Origin of the sequence: Campylobacter sp. BCW_6467 (assembly GCF_001762855.1) — a bacterium.
Taxonomy (GTDB): domain Bacteria; phylum Campylobacterota; class Campylobacteria; order Campylobacterales; family Campylobacteraceae; genus Campylobacter_D; species Campylobacter_D jejuni.
In genome coordinates this window covers 93,632-110,778 of sequence record NZ_MJXP01000027.1, presented here as the reverse complement: position 1 = coordinate 110,778, position 17,147 = coordinate 93,632, and the positions used below count along the sequence as shown (strand labels likewise).

The following is a 17,147-nucleotide window of genomic DNA, read 5'->3' as shown; positions in this document are numbered from 1 at the left end:
AATAAAAGGTTTTATTATGGCGTTTAAAAATTTAAAAGAACTTTCTTTTGAAAAATCAAATTATATTAAGCCTAAGAGATTTGCTTATGAAAGTAATGGTAAGTTTTGTACTTGGGATTTTATAGAATCTAAAGATAGTGTTTCAGTGCTTTTGTATCATAAAGAATTAGAAAGTTTTATTTTTGTACGCCAATTTCGCATACCACTTTGGTATCATCAAATGCATGATAAAGATTATGTAAAAGATGATAATATGGGCTATACTATAGAGCTTTGTTCAGGACTTGTAGATAAAAAATTATCTTTAGAGGAAATAGCAAAAGAAGAATGTATAGAAGAACTAGGGTATGCTCCTAGAAATTTAGAAAAAATAGGAGATTTTTATATAGGGTTTGGTTCAGGTGTAAGCAAGCAAAGCTTTTATTTCGCAGAAGTTGATAAAAAAGATAAAATTTCTTCTGGAGGTGGAGTTGGTGATGAAGAGATTGAAGCTGTTTATGTTAAGGTGCAGGATTTTGAAAAAAAATGTAAAAATATGATAAGAACGCCTTTGCTTGATTTTGCTTATATGTGGTTTTTAAAGGAAAAGTGGGGAAAATTAAAGATTATTTAGGTTAAACCTTAAAAAGGTTCAACCTAGGATTTTAATGATCTGACTCATCAAGCATTTCTTTAAATACATTGAAAAGATCAAGCGATGCATTTTCAGCAACTTCACATTTATTAATTATGCTGTGTTGAGTAATATCTTTGCTAATATCTTCTGTATTTGCTATTGTTATAGCATTATTCATATTTTCATGAACTTTTTCATGTGGCTCGTTAATTTTTAAGAAGCTTTTATTTTGTCCAAATCTTTCTTTTCCTGTGCTAGCAAGCCATTTTCCTAAGCGACAAGATGTATGATCGGCTAATTGCTTTCCTGATTTGGAAAAAATTTCTTTATAAGCATTTAGTTTAAAAGCTATATGATCTAATTTTGCTAAAGATACGAAAGCTTCTGAAGCGATACCAACTGCATTTGAATTGGTAGAATGCGCTTCATTTACTAAGTGAGTAAATTTTTCGGAAAAACTCATAATATGAGCATTAGAATCTATAGAAATTTTTTCAACTTGCTCACTTTGAGTATACATTTCATTTGCATTTTGCTTTAGAAGGTTGATATTCATTTCAACTTCTGTGGTTGCTTTTTGTGTTTTTTCAGCTAGTTTTCTTACTTCATCGGCAACAACAGCAAAACCACGCCCATGTTCACCTGCGCGTGCAGCTTCTATAGCAGCGTTAAGAGCTAAAAGATTGGTTTGATCGGAAACATCTTTAATTAAATTGATTACATTAGTAATTTCATCAACACTTCTATGCAATGTTCCTGCAACATCTCTTGTTTTATTGGCTGATTCTGTAATATCCCCTAAGGAAGCATTGATAGAGTTAGCAATATGGTTAAGTTCATCCATTTCAGCAAGAGAAGTTTTAGAATAGCTAGAGATAACTTCTGCCTTATTTACATTTTCTAACATATCGCCTTGAACAATAGTAATATTTTTTAAAACCCCAGTTAATAAAACATTTAAAAGATCTGTTTTAAGTTTAGATTCTAAAGCCGCTTGTTCTAATGATGTAATTTTATTTTTTAATTCTAAATTTTCCGATTGAAATTTTTCAATTTTATGTGCAAGATTTTTATTTTCTTCTTCAAGTTTTTGAAGATCAGAATGGTTTATTTTACTTCCAAACATTGTTTTGCCTTATTTTTTATAATTTGCTAGATATTGGCTAAGTTCATCTTTTACATGAAGCTTTTCTTTTTTTAAGGTTGAAATTTCCATGCTGCTAAGAGAAGTTCTACCTTCTTCTGCATCTTTAATCATGTCATCAAGTTCATTATGACGATCAAATAGTTTATCAAAATGAGCATCTTTACCTTTTAGCTCTGACATTAATTCTCTATATTCATGTAGCATAAACTCTCCTTGTATTAGTGAAATTTAAAATTCATTTAATAAGGTATTTTACACTATTAAAAGATATTTTTGGCTTAAAAAATAATAAACTTAATAATAATTTTTAAATGTGTGTTATATAAGTGATTTATTAAATTTTATTTTTAAATTTGAAATATTAAAATTGAGGAATAAATCCTCAAAATTATTTAGAATTTTGTTTTTTTAGAGTTCTCAGAGTAGAAGCTGCAATTCTCATTTTTCTCGTGGTACCATCTTCTAAAGTTACACGAACTGTTCTGAGATTAGGTAAAAAGCGTCTTTTTGTTTTATTGTTAGCATGGCTGACATTATTACCCACCATTGGACCCTTGCCTGTGATTTGACATACTCTTGCCATTTTCTTGTCCTTATGAAAATTTTTAAATGGAGATTTTATCAAAATTAAGCTTAAAATATTCCATAATTTATAGTTTTTTTAATATATAAGTCGATAAAATATTATTTATCACATTTATATATAGTTTAAGGTTTTGATCATGTATGTAGCTCCAAGTTTATTGTCTGCAAATTTTTTGAAATTAGAAGAAGAAGTTAAAGCTATTGAAGCTGCAGGTGCGGATCTTTTACATATTGATGTAATGGATGGACACTTTGTTCCAAATTTGACTTTCGGACCTTGCGTGATCGAAAAAATTTCAACTATTAGTAAGTTGCCATTAGATGTGCATTTGATGGTTAAAGATGTAAGTAAATTTATAGATCTTTTTATCCCTTTGAAACCAAAATTCATTTCTTTTCATATGGAAAGCGAAGTTCATCCTATAAGACTTTGTGAATATATAAGAAGTCAAGGAATCCATCCTGCTATTGTTTTAAATCCGCACACTCCTATTGATTCTATTAAACACATGCTAGAATTTGTAGATATGGTACTTTTAATGAGTGTTAATCCTGGATTTGGTGGACAAAAATTTTTACCTTTGGTACATGAAAAAATCAAAGAATTGCGCCAAATGATTGATAAAAAAAATGCTAAAGTTTTTATAGAGGTTGATGGTGGTGTTAATGGTTTAAATGCTAGCGATTTAGAAGAATCTGGAGCTGATATTTTGGTGGCTGGAAGTTATATTTTTTCTTCTAATGATTATAAAACTGCAATTTCATCTTTAAAGCTTGAATTTTGAGTTTACAGCAAATTGATCAGATTATTTCTATATTAAATAAGCAAAGCAAGCCTTATGATTGGGTGATGCAAGAGTTTGCCAAAGTTGAAGAATTAAAAAATTTTGATTTAGATTTAGAAACTTTTGAGCTTTTGGGTTTGGGCTTAACTTTGAATAAAGATAATATTTTTACCCTTAAAACACGCACAACAAAAATTAAAGATGAAATTTTTTGTATAGTAGATATAGAAAGTACTGGCGGCGTAAGTAAGGGGGAAATTTTAGAAATTGGAGCAGTAAAAATTCAAAATTCTAAAGAAATTGGACGCTTTCAAAGTTTTGTTAAAGTAAAAGAAATTCCAGAAAATATAACCGAACTTACGGGTATTACTTATGAGATGGTGGAAAATGCTCTAAGTTTAGCAAAGGTTTTAAGTGATTTTAGGCTTTTTTTAAAAGACAGTATTTTTGTAGCGCATAATGTGCGTTTTGATTATAGTTTTATTTCTAAGGCTTTAAATGAGTGTGGTTTTGGCATTTTGCTTAATCGTCGTATTTGCACTATAGAATTTGCACAATGTTGTATAGAAAGTCCAAAATATAAACTAGAGGTTTTGAAAGAATTTCTGGGCGTGGAAAATACGCATCATAGGGCCTTAGATGATGCTTTGGCAGCTGCTGAAATTTTTAAATATTGCCTTGGAAAACTTCCTTATCATATAAAAACTACAGAAGAACTTATAAATTTTACAAAGACTGCACGCATAAAGCAAAAATAAATATTTAAAGTGTATAATTAAAACATAAATGACGGGAGCTTGTGTAACAGGCTGAGAGTAAGCTAAAAGCTTAGACCGAACCGGATCTGGATAATGCCAGCGTCGGGAAGATTTATAAATTTCAATACTTTAAAAATTTATACTCACCCTTCATTTATCCAAATTTTTTAAAGGATAAATTTATGAAAACTCAAATGAATTATGCCAAAGAAGGTGTTTTTACTAAAGAAATGCAGATTGTTGCACAAAAAGAAAATTTAAGTAAAGATTTTTTGCTTGAAAATATTGCTTGCGGTAAAATTATTATCCCTGCAAATATTAATCATAATAGTCTTGATCCAAATGGTATAGGTTTTGGACTGCGTACTAAGGTTAATGTAAATTTAGGAGTTTCAAATGATTGTGTTGATTATAGCGAGGAAATGAAAAAAGTAGAGCTTGCTCATAAATTTGACATAGAAGCGATTATGGACTTAAGCAATTATGGCAAAACAAGTCGTTTTAGAGATGAGCTTGTTAATGTTTCAAAAGCTATGATAGGAACAGTTCCTGTATATGATGCAGTAGGATTTTTAGAAAAAGATTTAAAACAAATTAATGCCAAAGACTTTTTAGATGTTGTATATCATCATGCTAAAAGTGGGGTTGATTTTATGACAATTCATGCAGGTATTAATTCTCGCGCAGCGCATATTTTTAAACAAAGTAAAAGACTTACAAATATAGTTTCAAGAGGAGGCTCTGTGCTTTATGCTTGGATGATGATGAAAGATGCTGAAAATCCTTTTTTTGAGTATTATGATGATTTGCTTGATATTTGTTTAAAATACGATGTAACTTTATCTTTGGGTGATGCTTTGCGTCCTGGCTCTACCCACGATGCAAGTGATGGGGCACAAATTTCAGAGCTTATAGAATTATCACTCCTTACTCAAAGGGCTTGGGATGTTGGGGTTCAAGTAATGATAGAAGGTCCAGGGCATATGGCTATTAATGAAATAGAGGCAAATATGCAATTAGAAAAGCGTTTATGCAAAGGAGCGCCTTTTTATGTCTTAGGACCTTTGGTAACAGATATTGGCGCAGGGTATGATCATATTAGTGGTGCTATTGGAGGAGCTGTGGCTGCAGCTAGCGGTGCTGATATGCTGTGTTATGTAACACCTGCTGAACACTTAAGACTTCCAAATTTAGAAGATGTTAGAGAGGGTATAGTTGCGACTAAAATTGCAGCTCATGCGGGAGATATAGCTAAACTTCCAAAAGAAAGAGCAAGAGATGATGAGATGAGTAAGGCTAGGCAAGAGATAGATTGGGAGAAAATGTTTAAACTTGCTATTGATGGAGAAAAGGCCAAAAAAATGTTTAATGAGCGTCGTCCTGATGATTTAAACTCATGTTCCATGTGTGGAAAAATGTGTGCAATGAATACTATGAATCAAATTTTAAAAGGCGAAGATGTGAGTTTAGCTTGAATAAACTTTGAGAATAAGATCTATAGAGATACCTTGCTCTCCTCCTTTAAGATTAAGTGGATAATCAAGCTTGATTAAATTATTATAGTTTTTTAGAGCATCAATAAAATCATAAAGTCTTCTAGGATTGTTCATTGTCGCTTTAATGGCTAAGCGGTTTTTTAGATATTTTTCTTGTTTTTCGGGCTTAGTTTCTTGAATTTTTACATTTTGAAAATATTTTTGTAAAAAAATATCAAAATTTCCTATATTAAAATTTTGCTCAAATTGCTCTAAACTTTTGTTGTTTTCGCTTCTTAGAGTTGATATTTTATCTTCACTAAAGTCAAATTTTGATTTAGTGGCTTTTAAGATAGCAAGTTGTGAGTTTTCTCTAAGGTTTGCTTGTTTGTAATTTTTTAATGTCGGTAAAAGTAAAAATAAGATCAAGGCTGTACAAACGCTTATAAAACTTAACGCGCAAATGATAAGCTTTAATAAATCAATTTCTTCTAGGCTTTTATCTTTCATCTACAACTCCTGGAATTTGTTTACTAATACTAACAAAACGATACCACCCATTATCTAAGCGATAATAGGTTGTATAGCTTTGATCAAAGATGCTTTTTAAAGGGGTTTCTAAAAGTAGAGTAAACATTTCTCTTGTAGGAGTGACTCCGATAAGTTTTAAGGAATATTCGTCTTGTTCAACACTTTCAAGAGTAATATTATCAGTTTTTACAATAATATCAAATAGATTTCTTAAGCTTTCTTTAATAATTTGATTTTGAGTGTTAAAATTTTTCGCTATTTGGCTTTGATCAAATAAAATTTCATAAAGCATTTCATTTTGCTTAGTTTGATTTTGAAGCACTATAACTTGTTGTTTTTCATCATCGATAGAGCTATTGATTAATGCAATTTTTATTGTATATGTAAAATATACTAGCAAGATAAATAATATACTAAAACCAAAAAGTCCTAGCCAAATTTTATCAAAGAGCGTGAAAATAGGTTTTTTTCTTGGCTGTATGAAGCTATAAGTCATTTAAGCTCCTTTTGCATCAATTCTATCATAAGATCTAAGGTGTTGATTTGTTTCGTTTTTATCTCTAAAAAAGTTTCACTTTCTAAAAAATCAATAGCACTTATGTTAATATCTGATTCGCTATATAATAAAATACCATTGATAAATACCCCAGCATATTTATCATCATTATAAAATTTTTCAATGCTCGTAATAATATAACGACAAAGTTCCATATCATTGCTAAATTGATTTAATTCATCAAGATTAAAATTATCATTATTATCCAAAGTTTCAAGATTATTTTCTTGATCAAGTAGGTCAAATTTACTATTTAAGGCTTCATTGAAGTTATCTAAGGTAACTTCGGTATCATCGTTGTTGTTTTCAATTTCTTGATTATCTTCTGATGGAAGTTCAAGCTCTAAACCTAATTCTTGCTCAAATATTTTAAAATCACCGTACAAGATAGTATTGCCTTTGGCAACAATAATTGCCAAAAGATGTCCTTGCTTAAATCCATAAAGTAAATTTTGATCATCAGGCTGTTTTTCTTTTTGTATATTGTAGTAAAGAAGAGCAAAAGGGGAATATAAAAAATCTAAACCTCTATATTCTTCAAAAAGCTCGCTATAATATTCCACATGTTCGGTAGCTGTATAAACAAGGGCATTATTAAACAAAATATGCTGTAAGCTGATTTTTCCTATATTAAAGTGCTCACAATCTTGAATATTTGTACTAGGTATTAATCCTTGTTCTTTGGCGTCTAAAAATAAAGCAGTGTGGTAAAATAAGAAATGCTTGCTTAAATTTTTTATGTATTCTAATAAATTTTCACTTTTATCAAAAGTTTTTTCATTGCTACTGATTAGTTTATTTCCTCTGTAAATAGAAGCTTTTACAATATTTTTTTTATCTTCTAAAATAATACTAATAAAAAGTTGTGGAAATATTTTTTTAAGTAAAAATAACATTTCATTCCTTGAATTGATCAGCTAAGCTAATTTTATCAAATTGTTCCATTAGAAATTCTTTAGCTTTTTCTTTATCTAAAGATAAAATATCCAAAGGTTCACTTAGACTATAAGTAATCTTACTAAAAGGTTTTGGCAAGATCATCTTATCCCAACTTTTAAATTCCCAAAAACGATTTGCTTCATAGTTTAAAATTCTTATCTTTAGTTCTTTTTTTTGAGCCAAAATGATAGAACCATCTGAAATACTATGATAAGGCCCTCGTGGACCATCGGGCGTGATAACTATATCGTCATTTTGTTCTAAAACTTTAAATGCAGCTCTAAGTGCACTGCTAGCACCCCTTGAAGTGCTTCCTCTTACAGTATCAAGACCGAAAAGCTTGATGATTTTTGCAATTTGCTCTCCATCTTTATGGTGAGAGATCATGACATAGGCTTTTTTATTTTTTTGCCTATAATGTCTAAACGCAAAAGGCATAAGTGCTAATTTTCCATGCCAAAAAAGTATCACACCAGCTTTACGGTCAACTCTTTCACCTTTATAGTGCTTTTTACAGCTTAAAAAAATAAGCCATTGCAAGATGAAAATTATATATGTTAAGCAATGGATTTTAAACGATTTCCCCATATAAAACCATACGCTTTGCATTAGTTATTTTTACTTCTTTAAATTGCCCTAAAAGTTCTTCGCTACCTTCAACTTGAACTAAAAAATTATTATCTGTTCTTCCAGCAATGCTATTGCCTGCTCTTAATTCTTCAAATAAAACTTTAAAAGTTTTATTTTCTTGTTTTTTTACAATTTCATCTAAAATTTCACTATGACGATTTTGTAAGGTGCTAAGTCTTCTTGAAGCTGTTTCTTCATCGATTTGATTAGGCATGGTTGCAGCTTTTGTTAAAGGGCGTTTGGAGTATTTAAAAGAAAAAATTTGCTCAAAACGCACTTTTTCCAAAACATCCATAGTTTCTTCAAAATCTTTTTCACTTTCCCCTGGAAAAGCTACAATAATGTCTGTAGAAATGCTAACATTTGGACAAAGTTCTCTAAGTTTTAAAGCTCTATTTAAATACCATTCTTTAGTATAGCCACGCTTCATAGCTTTTAAAATTTCACTTGAGCCACTTTGTAAAGGCATATGCATGGATTTGCAAACTTTTGGATTATTGGCAAAAACTTTTAAAAATTTATCATCCATGTGCAAAGGATGTGGACTTGTAAAGCGAATGCGCTCCAAACCTTCTATAGTGCTAAGTTCTTCTAAAAGATCTGAAAAGTCCATTTTTTTATGTTCATTTCTAAATCTTTTGCCGTAGTTATTGACATTTTGTCCTAGCAAGAAAATCTCTTTAGCGCCTTTTTCAACGGCTTTTTGAGCTTCTTTGTAGATGATGTTAAAAGGTATGGAAATTTCATCTCCTCTAGTATGTGGTACTATACAATAAGTGCAGTGTTTATCACAACCTATGGAGATATTAATATAGGATTTATAAATACTATTTCGAAAATCTGCAAAAGCAAATTCACTTTCATCATAGTCTATGTCCACGCCCATAAATTTTGGAGTTTTTATAGCTTGAGTGATTTTGGAAATATTTCTTGCCCCTAGAACAAAATCCACATAAGGAGCACGTTTGAAAATTTCATTTCCCAAATGCGATGCAGTACATCCACAAACTCCTATTTTAGCACCTTCTTTTTTAACTTTTTCAAAGCCACCCACTTCTGAGAAAAGTTTATGCACAGGTTTTTCACGCACTGAACAGGTATTAATAAGAATAAGATCTGCTTCTTTGATATCTTCTGTTAGTGCGTAATTTTCTTTTTGTGTTAATTCTGCGATCATATGCTCAGAATCTCTGACATTCATCGCACAACCTAAAGTTTGAATAAAAAGTTTTTTAGCACTCAAAGAATATGTACCTCATACATAAAATCATTATCATCAAGTCCGTATTTTACGGTTCTATGATAAATGCTTACTCCTTTTTTTTCAAAATGATTTACAAGGGCAATGAGTTGTTTGTGTGTATTATCTTTATCAAAATAAAAAAACTTTTGTCCTTCTTTTTCTATAGCCTCTTCGATTTTTTCTAGGCTAATATTTTTAGGTTTTTCATTAATCAAAGTTCTTGCCAATTTTAATTCCATAGCTAAATCCTTAAGAATTTTCATTTTAATCTGTAATTTTAGCAAATTTTACTTTTAATTAAACTTATTAAGGATATAATTTTTACCTACATTATTTAAATTTCCCACAAAAAAGGTTTTATAAAATATGGAAAAGATAGCAGATATTATCGAATCTATTGCTAATGAAAAAAATTTAAACTTAGAGAATGTAAGAGAAAAGGTAGCTACCGCTTTAATCAATACTGCAAAAAGAATTTATGGACAAGAATATGAGTTTTTTGTGGATCCTAAAAATTTAAATCTTTATCAAAAAATTACCATAGTAGCAGATAATGACGAGAGATTACAAAATAAAAGTGAGAGTTTTATCGCGTTAAGTAAGGCAAAATCAGAAGCTCCAGATGTTGAAATAGGAGATGAATTAACCTATGAATGTTCTTTGGAAAATTTAGGAAGAACTGCGGTAAATACCTTACATAAAGAACTTGAATATCATATACAAAAATTATTAGAACAAACTATTTTTGAAAAATATAAAAACAAAGTAGGGCAAATGGTTTTTGGTACAGTTGTTAGAGTGGATAATGAAGAAAATACTTTTATTGAAATAGATGAATTAAGAGCTTTTTTACCGAGAAAAAATCGCATTAAAGGGGAAAAGTTTAAAATAGGTGATGTGGTAAAAGCTGTGATACGCCGTGTTTATACAGATAAGGGTATTAAAATCGAGCTTAGTCGTACAAGTCCTAAATTTTTAGAATGTTTACTTGAAGCTGAGGTTCCAGAAATCAAAGATGGTTATGTCAATATTATAGGATGTGCTAGAATTCCAGGTGAAAGAGCAAAAATCATTCTTCAGGCCAATGGAGCAAATATCGATCCTGTAGGCGCTACAGTAGGTGTTAAAGGTGTAAGAATTAATGCAGTAAGCAAAGAGCTTCATAATGAAAATATTGATTGTATAGAATTTACAAATGAGAGTGAAATTTTAATTTCTCGTGCCTTGGCTCCTGCTATTGTAAATTCTGTAAAAATTGAAGATAAAAAAGCTATTGTAAGTTTAAATAGCGAACAAAAAAGTAAAGCTATAGGAAAAAATGGTATTAATATTCGCCTTGCTTCTATGTTAAGTGGTTATGAAATAGAGCTCAATGAATTAAGTTCATCGCAGCTAAATAATGCCATCAGTAATGAAGAAGCAATGAAAAATCTTCAAGATTTGTTTAAAATTTAAAATATTTGTGAATTTTCACAAATATTTTTTATAAAACCACTTCCAATAAAATGCCGCAAAGATAAAAATCATACCCAATAAACCTGTAATCAGTTCTAAACTCAAGCCTATTTCAAATAAAAAGCCCATAAGCATTGAAATAATAGCGCTAAAACTAAGATAAATCATATCTGTATAAGCGATCACTCTACCATGATATTCTTTGTCAGCATTTTTTTGTATCATGGTGTAGGTATAAGCCCAAAGTGCTGAGGTAAAAAAACCTGCACCAATTAAACCTAAAAAAGAAATATAAAAATTAAATTGAGTTAAAGCCCAAAGTATAATACCTAAGCCTTGACCAAGATACATGTAAAATAAATTTTTATCATTAATAAATTTGCTTAAAACCATAGGTCCTATAGCTAAAGAACAAGCACGTACTGCATTTAAAAACCCTATTACTAAAGCAGCGGATAAAACTTCTTTGTATTGATGTTGTGCTAAAAGCGTAACCAAGGTTTCATAAGCAGTTAAACCTATAAAAGCATGAAGCAAGATAAGATGAAAAATTATCTTATTGTTTAAAACATAGAAAAATCCTTCTTTTATCATGGTAAAAAAGCGATTTTGTGTTTTTTGATGAAAATCAGGAATACTTAATCTTACTAAAAAAGAAATGCCTATGAGTATAAGCACACAGTCAAATAAAAAAGCGGTTTTAACTCCTAGAAAATAAATAAAAATTCCCGCACTTGCCATACCTGCTGTATAAGAAATCGCCCAAATGACACTGTGCATTTCATTAGCGAGTTTAAGTTCTTGAGGGGTTAAAATTTTAGCCAATAAACTCATTTCAGCTTGAAAATAAATCGAAGCAACGCAAAGTCTTATGAAGATTAAAATAAACAAAAGCCAAAGCATGCTAAGACTTGTGACGAAAATAAGACAAAAAATAGAAATTAATTCTATGCTAATCATACTGAGTAAAAGTTTTTTAGGTTTATTTTTCTCTACTATGACGCCATTAATAGGAGCAAGCAAAACTCCAGGTAAAAAAGCAAGCATAGCACTTGTAGCTGTTGCCCAAGTAGGAGCATTAAGCTCGACTAAAAGGGTAAAAACTCCTGTTTGAGAAAACCATGCTCCAAAATATACTATAAACTGAACCGAAGCTAATATTCTGATATTTTTATTATTTTTTAATAGTTCAATGTAATTCATAAGCGAAACTATAGCATAATTTATATTTTAAATGCTATAATTATTTTAATTATGTAAAAAACAAGGAAAAATTTTGAAAAGACTGGATAAAAAAGAAGCTTTAGATTTATTATATCATGCGAGTTTAACGGAACTTGGAGAAATGGCTTATAAAAGAAAATTAGAACTTCATCCTGAAAAAATCACCACTTTTGTTGTGGATAGAAATATTAATTATACCAATGTTTGTTGTATTGATTGTTCTTTTTGCGCTTTTTATCGCCATCATAAAGAAGATGATGCTTATATTTTAAGCTTTGAAGAGATAGGCAAAAAGATAGAAGAGCTTGAAGCTATCGGGGGAACACAAATTCTTTTTCAAGGCGGGGTGCACCCAAAATTAAAAATAGAATGGTATGAAGAATTAGTTTCTTGGATAAAAGAACATTATCCAAATATCACTGTGCATGGTTTTTCAGCAGTTGAAATCGCTTATATTGCAAAAGCATCTAAAATTTCAATCACTGAAGTGTTAAAAAGATTACAAGCTAAGGGTTTATTTTCTATACCAGGAGCGGGAGCTGAGGTGCTAAGTGATAGGGTGCGTGATATTATCGCACCCAATAAATGCGATACAGCTACTTGGTTAGAAGTACATCGCCAAGCTCATAAAATCGGTATGAAAAGTACAGCTACCATGATGTTTGGAACGGTTGAAAATGATGAAGAAATCATCGATCATTTTGAACATTTAAGAAAATTACAAGATGAAACAGGTGGTTTTAGAGCTTTTATTTTATGGAGCTTTCAAAGTGATAATACTGCTTTAATCCAAAAACATCCAGAGATTATGAAACAAAGTTCTAACAAGTATTTAAGACTTTTAGCTTTAGCAAGACTTTATTTAGATAATTTTAAAAATTTACAAAGTTCTTGGGTAACTCAAGGCTCACTTATAGGCCAGCTTGCTTTAAAATTTGGGGCCAATGATTTAGGCTCAACTATGATGGAAGAAAATGTAGTAAGTGCTGCAGGAGCAAGTTATAGAATGAATCAAGATGAGATGATAAGGCTGATTAGAAGTTTAGGTGAAAATCCAGCTAAACGCAATACCGCTTATGAAATTTTAGAAAGGTTTTAATGCAGTATTTAGAGAGTAGGGGTGTTAAAATCCCTTTTATTTTTGAAAAAAATTCTGATTTTCCCATTGTTGTTTTAAAGCTTGTTTTTAGAAATTGCGCTAGAAGTTATGATGAAATAGCAGGCTTAGCTAAGATGTTTTCACGTATTTTAAATGAAGGCGTGGATGATAAATTTTTTAAGGATTTAGAATTTAGAGCGATAAATTTAGAGGCAAGTAGTGGTTTTGAAAGCTTGGAAATCAATCTTTCTTGCTTGAAAGAAAATTTTGATTTTGCTTTAAAGAGTTTAGAAAAATTGCTTTTAAAACCAAGAATAGAAGAAAAAACTTTGCAAAAATTAAAAATCAATGCCTTAGGTGAGCTCGCGAGTAAAAATAGTGATTTTGATTATTTAGCAAAAAATTTACTCAATGCTCAAATTTTTAAATGTAAAGAATTTCAAAGTCCAAATGATGGAGATGAAAAAAGTATAGAAACTTTGTCTTTAAAAGATTTGCAAAATTTTTATAAAAATTTTATCCATCTTAGTGATTTGGTTGTGATTTTAGGAGGAGATTTAGAAGAAAAACAAGCCAAGGAAGATCTTTTAAAACTCTTATCAAAACTTCAAATAGGTAAAAAAAATACTCCAAAAAAATATGAGTTAAGCAAAAACATCAAAGATGAAATTTTGGTACGCCCAGAAAGTGAACAAGCTTATATTTATTTTGCTACGCCTTTTTTTGCTGATTTTAAAGATAAGGATTTATATCTTGCAAAAATTGCTTTATTTGTTCTAGGGCAAGGAGGATTTGGTTCAAGGATTATGGAAGAAATTCGCGTTAAAAGAGGTCTTGCATACTCAGCTTATGCTATGCTTGATATGAATATGTCTTTTTCTAGAGTTTTTGGATATTTACAAACTAAAAATGAAAGCGCTAAAGAAGCTAAGAAAATCGTAAAAGAGCTCTTTGAAGATTTTATAAAAAATGGCATGACTCAAAACGAACTTGATCAAGCTAAAAATTTTCTCATAGGATCAACTCCTTTGCGTTATGAAAGCTTAAGTAAGCGTTTATCTATAGCCTTTAATGAATTTTATCAAGGTTTAAATTTGGGATATTATAAAGAAGAATTAAAACTTATGGAAAAGGTTAAGCTTGAAACCATAAATGCTTATATTAAAAAACATCAAGAACTTTTAAATATAAGTTTTGCAAGCATACAAAATGAAAATTAAAGAAAGTGATTTTGAATTTTTTAAAAAATTAAAAATTAGAAGTGCTATTGATTTAGCGCTTCTTTTACCTAAAAAAATTGAAAATTTAAATCCAAGTAAAAATCCTAAAGAAAATGAAATTTGCACCCAAAAAATCACTATAAAAAGCGTTAGTTCAAGAAAAAATCAACTTTTTGGTTTAGGTTTTTGTGAAGAATGGCAAGAAAATATTTCTTTTGTATTTTTTCATCCTAGAGCTTGGCATTTTGGGGTTTGCAAGGTAGGAAAAGAGCTTGTTTTTAATGCTAAACTCTCGCGTTTTAATCACACTTGGCAATTTAACAATCCTAAAATTTTAACTTCTTTTGAGGGTTTTAGTCCAAAGTATCAAATTTTAGGTTTAAAAGATACAAAAATTGCCGCTTTTATACATAAATATCTTAATTATGAAAATTTAAAAGAAAGTGGCATAGAGGATAAATATATACATTTTCTTTTAAATTTACATGCTTATGATGAAAAAAGTTTTTTTATGTTTGAAAATTTGCAAAATTTTAGCAAAGATTTAAAATATATAGAAATATATAATTTTTTAAAGCGTTTAAAAGCTAAACAAACGCATTTTAAAGCTCATCAAATCAATGTTTTTAATATAGCTAATTGGCTTAAAGATTTGCCTTTTTCTCTTACTAAAGATCAGCTTAACGCCTTAAAAGACATAGAAAAAGATTTACACTCAAAAGAAGCTAAAAGGCGTGTGATTATGGGTGATGTGGGGTGTGGTAAAACCTTGGTTTTACTCGGTGCTGCTTTGATGGTTTATCCTAAGCAGGCTATTTTAATGGCACCTACTAGTATTTTAGCGTATCAGCTTTATGAAGAGGCTAAGAAATTTTTGCCTGATTTTATGAATATTTTGTTTATTAAAGGGGGCAAAAAAGAAAAAGATTTAGAACAAAATATTCAAAAAGCAAATCTTATTATAGGCACTCATGCTTTAATTCATTTAGAAAGCCATAATGCCGTACTTGTAATGATAGATGAACAACATCGTTTTGGATCAGCTCAGCGTGAGAAAATTCATTCTTTAAATAAGCAAGAATTTGCCCCTCATTTTATACAGTTTTCGGCTACACCTATTCCAAGAACTTTAAGCATGATACAATCTGAACTTTTAAATTTTAGTTTTATTAAACAAATGCCTTTTAAAAAAGATATTACAACTTATTGTATACAAAATGAAGGTTTTTCTAAGCTTAGCGAGAAGATCAAGGAAGAAATTGCTAAAAATCATCAAATTATCATTATTTATCCCTTAGTGAGTGCTAGTGATAATATTCCTTATCTTTCTTTGGAGCAGGCTAGGGGGTATTGGCAGAGTCATTATGAAAAAGTTTTTGTAACTCATGGAAAAGATAAACAAAAAGATGAAATTTTAGAGCGTTTTAGGGATGAGGGAAATATTTTATTAAGCACTACAGTGGTGGAAGTGGGCATTTCTTTGCCAAGATTGAGTATGATAGTGATTGTGGGAGCGGAACGTTTAGGACTTGCTACCTTGCATCAACTTCGTGGTCGTGTAGGTCGTGTAGGGCTTAAAAGCACTTGTTATCTTTATACTAAACTTAAAGAAATTCCAAGTCGTTTAAAAGAATTTGCTAGCACTTTAGATGGGTTTAAAATAGCAGAGCTTGATCTTAAAAATCGTTTCAGTGGAGATTTGCTCGATGGTTTTATGCAGCATGGAAATGAGTTTAAATTTTTTGATTTTTCCAAGGATGAGGAGATTTTAGAAAAGGTGAAAAAAGATTTGGCAAAAAAATTGCCAAATTAATGTCCACCGTACTTATAAAGCATATTTTGAAAATGTGAAGCTATCATTTGTGCACGCTGTAAAATGACATTTTTCATTTCTTCATTATAAACTATATTTAAACTTTCTTCAAAAAGTTTTAGCCAAATTTCAAAAAATTCTTGAGGAAAAGGAGGTAGATCTAAGTGCTTTTTTAAGGGTTGCCCATTATAATCACCTTCGCCTAAAAGCATACCTGCCCAAAAATTTCCTATTTTTGCTTTATGTTCTTTCCATTCTTCATCGCTTGTTCCAATAGCATTGTTAAAAATAGGACCTAAATCTTTATCTTTTCTAACTTTTTCATAAAATATTTCCATGAGTTTTGCTATGTTTTCTTGATTAATTGTTTCAAATTTCATATAAGCCTTTCTTAAATGTTAATTTTATGGCGTTAATATAGCAAAAATAAGATAAATTAAATTTAACATAAGTTAAGAATGGAAAATGTATATAATGAAAGATTATTTGGAACTTTTATCTAGTGTAGGAAAATTAAAAAAATTTCAAAAAAATAGTATTTTATTTTATGAGGGTGAAGAGGCTAAAAAATTTTTTATTTTACTCAAGGGAAAAATACGCATTTATAAAAGTACAGCAAGTGATAAAGAAATTACTTTGCATTATTTTAATCCTCCAAATTTTATAGCAGAAATGCCTGCTTTTAAAAAATTAAATTATCCTGCTAATGCTATATTTGAGGAAGATGGGGAAATTCTGGAAATTGATTTTGTTAATTTTCAAAATTTATGCAGTGAAAATAAAGAATTCAATTTTTTACTTATCAGTTCACTTTTTGATAAAATTAAAATTTTAGAAAAGAAATTATCTCAAAATGCATTAGATTTAAGGACGAGATTATTAAAGTATCTTTTGGAAAATGAAAAAAATTTAGATACAATTTCACAAAAACAAATTGCAATTGATTTAAATGTTAGAGCACAATCTTTATCTCGAGTGTTAAAAGAACTTAAAATTTCAGAACTTATTGATACAAAAAAAGGTAGAATTGAAATTTTAAATAAAGATATGATCATGAAAGAACTTTGGTAA

General features: G+C 29.8%; 20 protein-coding genes, 1 pseudogene and 1 riboswitch. Of the genes and pseudogenes, 9 read left to right on the top strand and 12 right to left on the bottom strand.

Annotated features, from left to right (window positions below; genetic code table 11):
• Positions 1-16: 16 nt before the first annotated feature.
• Entirely contained in the window at positions 17-613 is a 597-nt protein-coding gene (locus AJ888_RS04440; RefSeq protein ID WP_002861192.1) for an NUDIX domain-containing protein, read from the top strand.
• A gap of 31 nt (positions 614-644) precedes the next feature.
• On the opposite strand, the gene AJ888_RS09620 is transcribed toward AJ888_RS04440, so the two are convergent.
• The 4 genes and pseudogenes from AJ888_RS09620 to rpmB all read right to left on the bottom strand — a co-directional run bounded on the left by AJ888_RS09620 (position 645) and on the right by rpmB (position 2,346).
• Complete coding sequence (locus tag AJ888_RS09620) at positions 645-1,079, bottom strand: CZB domain-containing protein (RefSeq protein ID WP_373604568.1); 435 nt, start codon at positions 1,077-1,079, stop codon at positions 645-647.
• A pseudogene (locus AJ888_RS09615) lies at positions 1,077-1,331 on the bottom strand (methyl-accepting chemotaxis protein); the annotation flags it as partial. The gene AJ888_RS09620 and the pseudogene AJ888_RS09615, both read right to left, overlap by 3 nt.
• A gap of 420 nt (positions 1,332-1,751) precedes the next feature.
• Positions 1,752-1,967 carry a YdcH family protein gene (locus AJ888_RS04430; RefSeq protein ID WP_002855201.1) on the bottom strand — a complete coding sequence of 72 codons (216 nt, stop codon included), beginning with the start codon at positions 1,965-1,967 and terminating at the stop codon, positions 1,752-1,754.
• Positions 1,968-2,151: 184 nt separating this feature from the next.
• On the bottom strand, positions 2,152-2,346 hold the full coding sequence (rpmB, locus tag AJ888_RS04425) for a 50S ribosomal protein L28 (RefSeq protein WP_002854974.1): 195 nt from the start codon (positions 2,344-2,346) through the stop codon (positions 2,152-2,154).
• 139 nt (positions 2,347-2,485) lie between these two features.
• On the opposite strand from rpmB, the gene rpe reads away from it, so the two are divergent.
• The 3 genes from rpe to thiC all read left to right on the top strand — a co-directional run bounded on the left by rpe (position 2,486) and on the right by thiC (position 5,366).
• Positions 2,486-3,133: a ribulose-phosphate 3-epimerase gene (rpe, locus tag AJ888_RS04420; RefSeq protein WP_002859889.1), complete on the top strand. Its 648-nt coding sequence runs from the start codon at positions 2,486-2,488 to the stop codon at positions 3,131-3,133.
• Positions 3,130-3,891, top strand: coding sequence for a 3'-5' exonuclease (locus tag AJ888_RS04415; protein WP_002861194.1), 762 nt, complete (start codon positions 3,130-3,132; stop codon positions 3,889-3,891). The genes rpe and AJ888_RS04415 overlap by 4 nt, the downstream gene beginning before the upstream one ends.
• A 21-nt stretch (positions 3,892-3,912) precedes the next feature.
• Positions 3,913-4,017, top strand: a riboswitch (TPP riboswitch).
• A gap of 56 nt (positions 4,018-4,073) precedes the next feature.
• Positions 4,074-5,366 (top strand): phosphomethylpyrimidine synthase ThiC, encoded by a 1,293-nt coding sequence (gene thiC / locus AJ888_RS04410; protein WP_002861195.1) that lies wholly within the window; start codon positions 4,074-4,076, stop codon positions 5,364-5,366.
• Here the strand turns inward: thiC and AJ888_RS04405 are convergent.
• The 6 genes from AJ888_RS04405 to AJ888_RS04380 are packed head-to-tail and all read right to left on the bottom strand — an operon-like array spanning position 5,358 to position 9,504.
• A complete protein-coding gene (locus AJ888_RS04405; protein ID WP_070240609.1) occupies positions 5,358-5,876 on the bottom strand; it encodes a hypothetical protein in 519 nt (172 codons plus the stop codon). The genes thiC and AJ888_RS04405 overlap by 9 nt on opposite strands.
• Positions 5,866-6,393: a hypothetical protein gene (locus AJ888_RS04400; RefSeq protein WP_002861197.1), complete on the bottom strand. Its 528-nt coding sequence runs from the start codon at positions 6,391-6,393 to the stop codon at positions 5,866-5,868. The genes AJ888_RS04405 and AJ888_RS04400 overlap by 11 nt, the downstream gene beginning before the upstream one ends.
• Positions 6,390-7,349, bottom strand: a complete 960-nt coding sequence (locus AJ888_RS04395; protein ID WP_002861198.1) for a hypothetical protein — start codon at positions 7,347-7,349, stop codon at positions 6,390-6,392. Before AJ888_RS04395 ends, AJ888_RS04400 begins: the two co-directional genes overlap by 4 nt.
• Position 7,350: 1 nt before the next feature.
• A complete protein-coding gene (locus tag AJ888_RS04390) occupies positions 7,351-7,980 on the bottom strand; it encodes a lysophospholipid acyltransferase family protein (RefSeq protein WP_032603284.1) in 630 nt (209 codons plus the stop codon).
• Positions 7,964-9,265, bottom strand: a complete 1,302-nt coding sequence (gene miaB / locus AJ888_RS04385) for a tRNA (N6-isopentenyl adenosine(37)-C2)-methylthiotransferase MiaB (protein ID WP_002861200.1) — start codon at positions 9,263-9,265, stop codon at positions 7,964-7,966. Before miaB ends, AJ888_RS04390 begins: the two co-directional genes overlap by 17 nt.
• The gene (locus AJ888_RS04380) at positions 9,262-9,504 is read right to left on the bottom strand and encodes an HP0268 family nuclease (RefSeq protein ID WP_002851103.1); all 243 of its coding nucleotides are present in this window, start codon (positions 9,502-9,504) and stop codon (positions 9,262-9,264) included. The genes miaB and AJ888_RS04380 overlap by 4 nt, the downstream gene beginning before the upstream one ends.
• A gap of 127 nt (positions 9,505-9,631) precedes the next feature.
• Here AJ888_RS04380 and nusA point away from each other — a divergent pair, with 127 nt between their 5' ends.
• Entirely contained in the window at positions 9,632-10,720 is a 1,089-nt protein-coding gene (gene nusA / locus AJ888_RS04375; protein ID WP_002859895.1) for a transcription termination factor NusA, read from the top strand.
• A gap of 15 nt (positions 10,721-10,735) precedes the next feature.
• On the opposite strand, the gene AJ888_RS04370 is transcribed toward nusA, so the two are convergent.
• The gene (locus tag AJ888_RS04370; protein ID WP_002861201.1) at positions 10,736-11,923 is read right to left on the bottom strand and encodes an MFS transporter; all 1,188 of its coding nucleotides are present in this window, start codon (positions 11,921-11,923) and stop codon (positions 10,736-10,738) included.
• 73 nt (positions 11,924-11,996) lie between these two features.
• Between AJ888_RS04370 and AJ888_RS04365 the strand changes: the two genes are divergently transcribed.
• From AJ888_RS04365 to recG, 3 genes are read left to right on the top strand one after another with little or no spacing between them, the layout of a single operon-like run.
• Positions 11,997-13,043: a dehypoxanthine futalosine cyclase gene (locus tag AJ888_RS04365; protein WP_002861202.1), complete on the top strand. Its 1,047-nt coding sequence runs from the start codon at positions 11,997-11,999 to the stop codon at positions 13,041-13,043.
• Positions 13,043-14,263: a M16 family metallopeptidase gene (locus tag AJ888_RS04360; RefSeq protein WP_002861203.1), complete on the top strand. Its 1,221-nt coding sequence runs from the start codon at positions 13,043-13,045 to the stop codon at positions 14,261-14,263. The genes AJ888_RS04365 and AJ888_RS04360 overlap by 1 nt, the downstream gene beginning before the upstream one ends.
• Entirely contained in the window at positions 14,253-16,076 is a 1,824-nt protein-coding gene (recG, locus tag AJ888_RS04355; protein ID WP_070296145.1) for an ATP-dependent DNA helicase RecG, read from the top strand. Before AJ888_RS04360 ends, recG begins: the two co-directional genes overlap by 11 nt.
• Here recG and ctb read toward each other — a convergent pair.
• Entirely contained in the window at positions 16,073-16,456 is a 384-nt protein-coding gene (gene ctb, locus AJ888_RS04350) for a truncated hemoglobin Ctb (RefSeq protein ID WP_002861205.1), read from the bottom strand. The two genes, recG and ctb, sit on opposite strands and share 4 nt — an antisense overlap.
• A 94-nt stretch (positions 16,457-16,550) precedes the next feature.
• Here ctb and nssR point away from each other — a divergent pair, with 94 nt between their 5' ends.
• Positions 16,551-17,147 (top strand): nitrosative stress-sensitive transcriptional regulator NssR, encoded by a 597-nt coding sequence (nssR, locus tag AJ888_RS04345; protein WP_002861206.1) that lies wholly within the window; start codon positions 16,551-16,553, stop codon positions 17,145-17,147.

What these genes read in the sequence shown, in the direction of transcription:
- AJ888_RS04440 (WP_002861192.1), top strand. Translation starts at nt 17, where the DNA reads ATGGCGTTTAAAAATTTAAAAGAACTTTCTTTTGAAAAATCAAATTAT.
- AJ888_RS09620 (WP_373604568.1), bottom strand. Translation starts at nt 1,079, where the DNA reads ATGAGTTTTTCCGAAAAATTTACTCACTTAGTAAATGAAGCGCATTCT.
- AJ888_RS04430 (WP_002855201.1), bottom strand. Translation starts at nt 1,967, where the DNA reads ATGCTACATGAATATAGAGAATTAATGTCAGAGCTAAAAGGTAAAGAT.
- rpmB (WP_002854974.1), bottom strand. Translation starts at nt 2,346, where the DNA reads ATGGCAAGAGTATGTCAAATCACAGGCAAGGGTCCAATGGTGGGTAAT.
- rpe (WP_002859889.1), top strand. Translation starts at nt 2,486, where the DNA reads ATGTATGTAGCTCCAAGTTTATTGTCTGCAAATTTTTTGAAATTAGAA.
- thiC (WP_002861195.1), top strand. Translation starts at nt 4,074, where the DNA reads ATGAAAACTCAAATGAATTATGCCAAAGAAGGTGTTTTTACTAAAGAA.
- AJ888_RS04405 (WP_070240609.1), bottom strand. Translation starts at nt 5,876, where the DNA reads ATGAAAGATAAAAGCCTAGAAGAAATTGATTTATTAAAGCTTATCATT.
- AJ888_RS04400 (WP_002861197.1), bottom strand. Translation starts at nt 6,393, where the DNA reads ATGACTTATAGCTTCATACAGCCAAGAAAAAAACCTATTTTCACGCTC.
- AJ888_RS04395 (WP_002861198.1), bottom strand. Translation starts at nt 7,349, where the DNA reads ATGTTATTTTTACTTAAAAAAATATTTCCACAACTTTTTATTAGTATT.
- AJ888_RS04390 (WP_032603284.1), bottom strand. Translation starts at nt 7,980, where the DNA reads ATGGGGAAATCGTTTAAAATCCATTGCTTAACATATATAATTTTCATC.
- AJ888_RS04380 (WP_002851103.1), bottom strand. Translation starts at nt 9,504, where the DNA reads ATGGAATTAAAATTGGCAAGAACTTTGATTAATGAAAAACCTAAAAAT.
- nusA (WP_002859895.1), top strand. Translation starts at nt 9,632, where the DNA reads ATGGAAAAGATAGCAGATATTATCGAATCTATTGCTAATGAAAAAAAT.
- AJ888_RS04370 (WP_002861201.1), bottom strand. Translation starts at nt 11,923, where the DNA reads ATGAATTACATTGAACTATTAAAAAATAATAAAAATATCAGAATATTA.
- AJ888_RS04360 (WP_002861203.1), top strand. Translation starts at nt 13,043, where the DNA reads ATGCAGTATTTAGAGAGTAGGGGTGTTAAAATCCCTTTTATTTTTGAA.
- recG (WP_070296145.1), top strand. Translation starts at nt 14,253, where the DNA reads ATGAAAATTAAAGAAAGTGATTTTGAATTTTTTAAAAAATTAAAAATT.
- ctb (WP_002861205.1), bottom strand. Translation starts at nt 16,456, where the DNA reads ATGAAATTTGAAACAATTAATCAAGAAAACATAGCAAAACTCATGGAA.
- nssR (WP_002861206.1), top strand. Translation starts at nt 16,551, where the DNA reads ATGAAAGATTATTTGGAACTTTTATCTAGTGTAGGAAAATTAAAAAAA.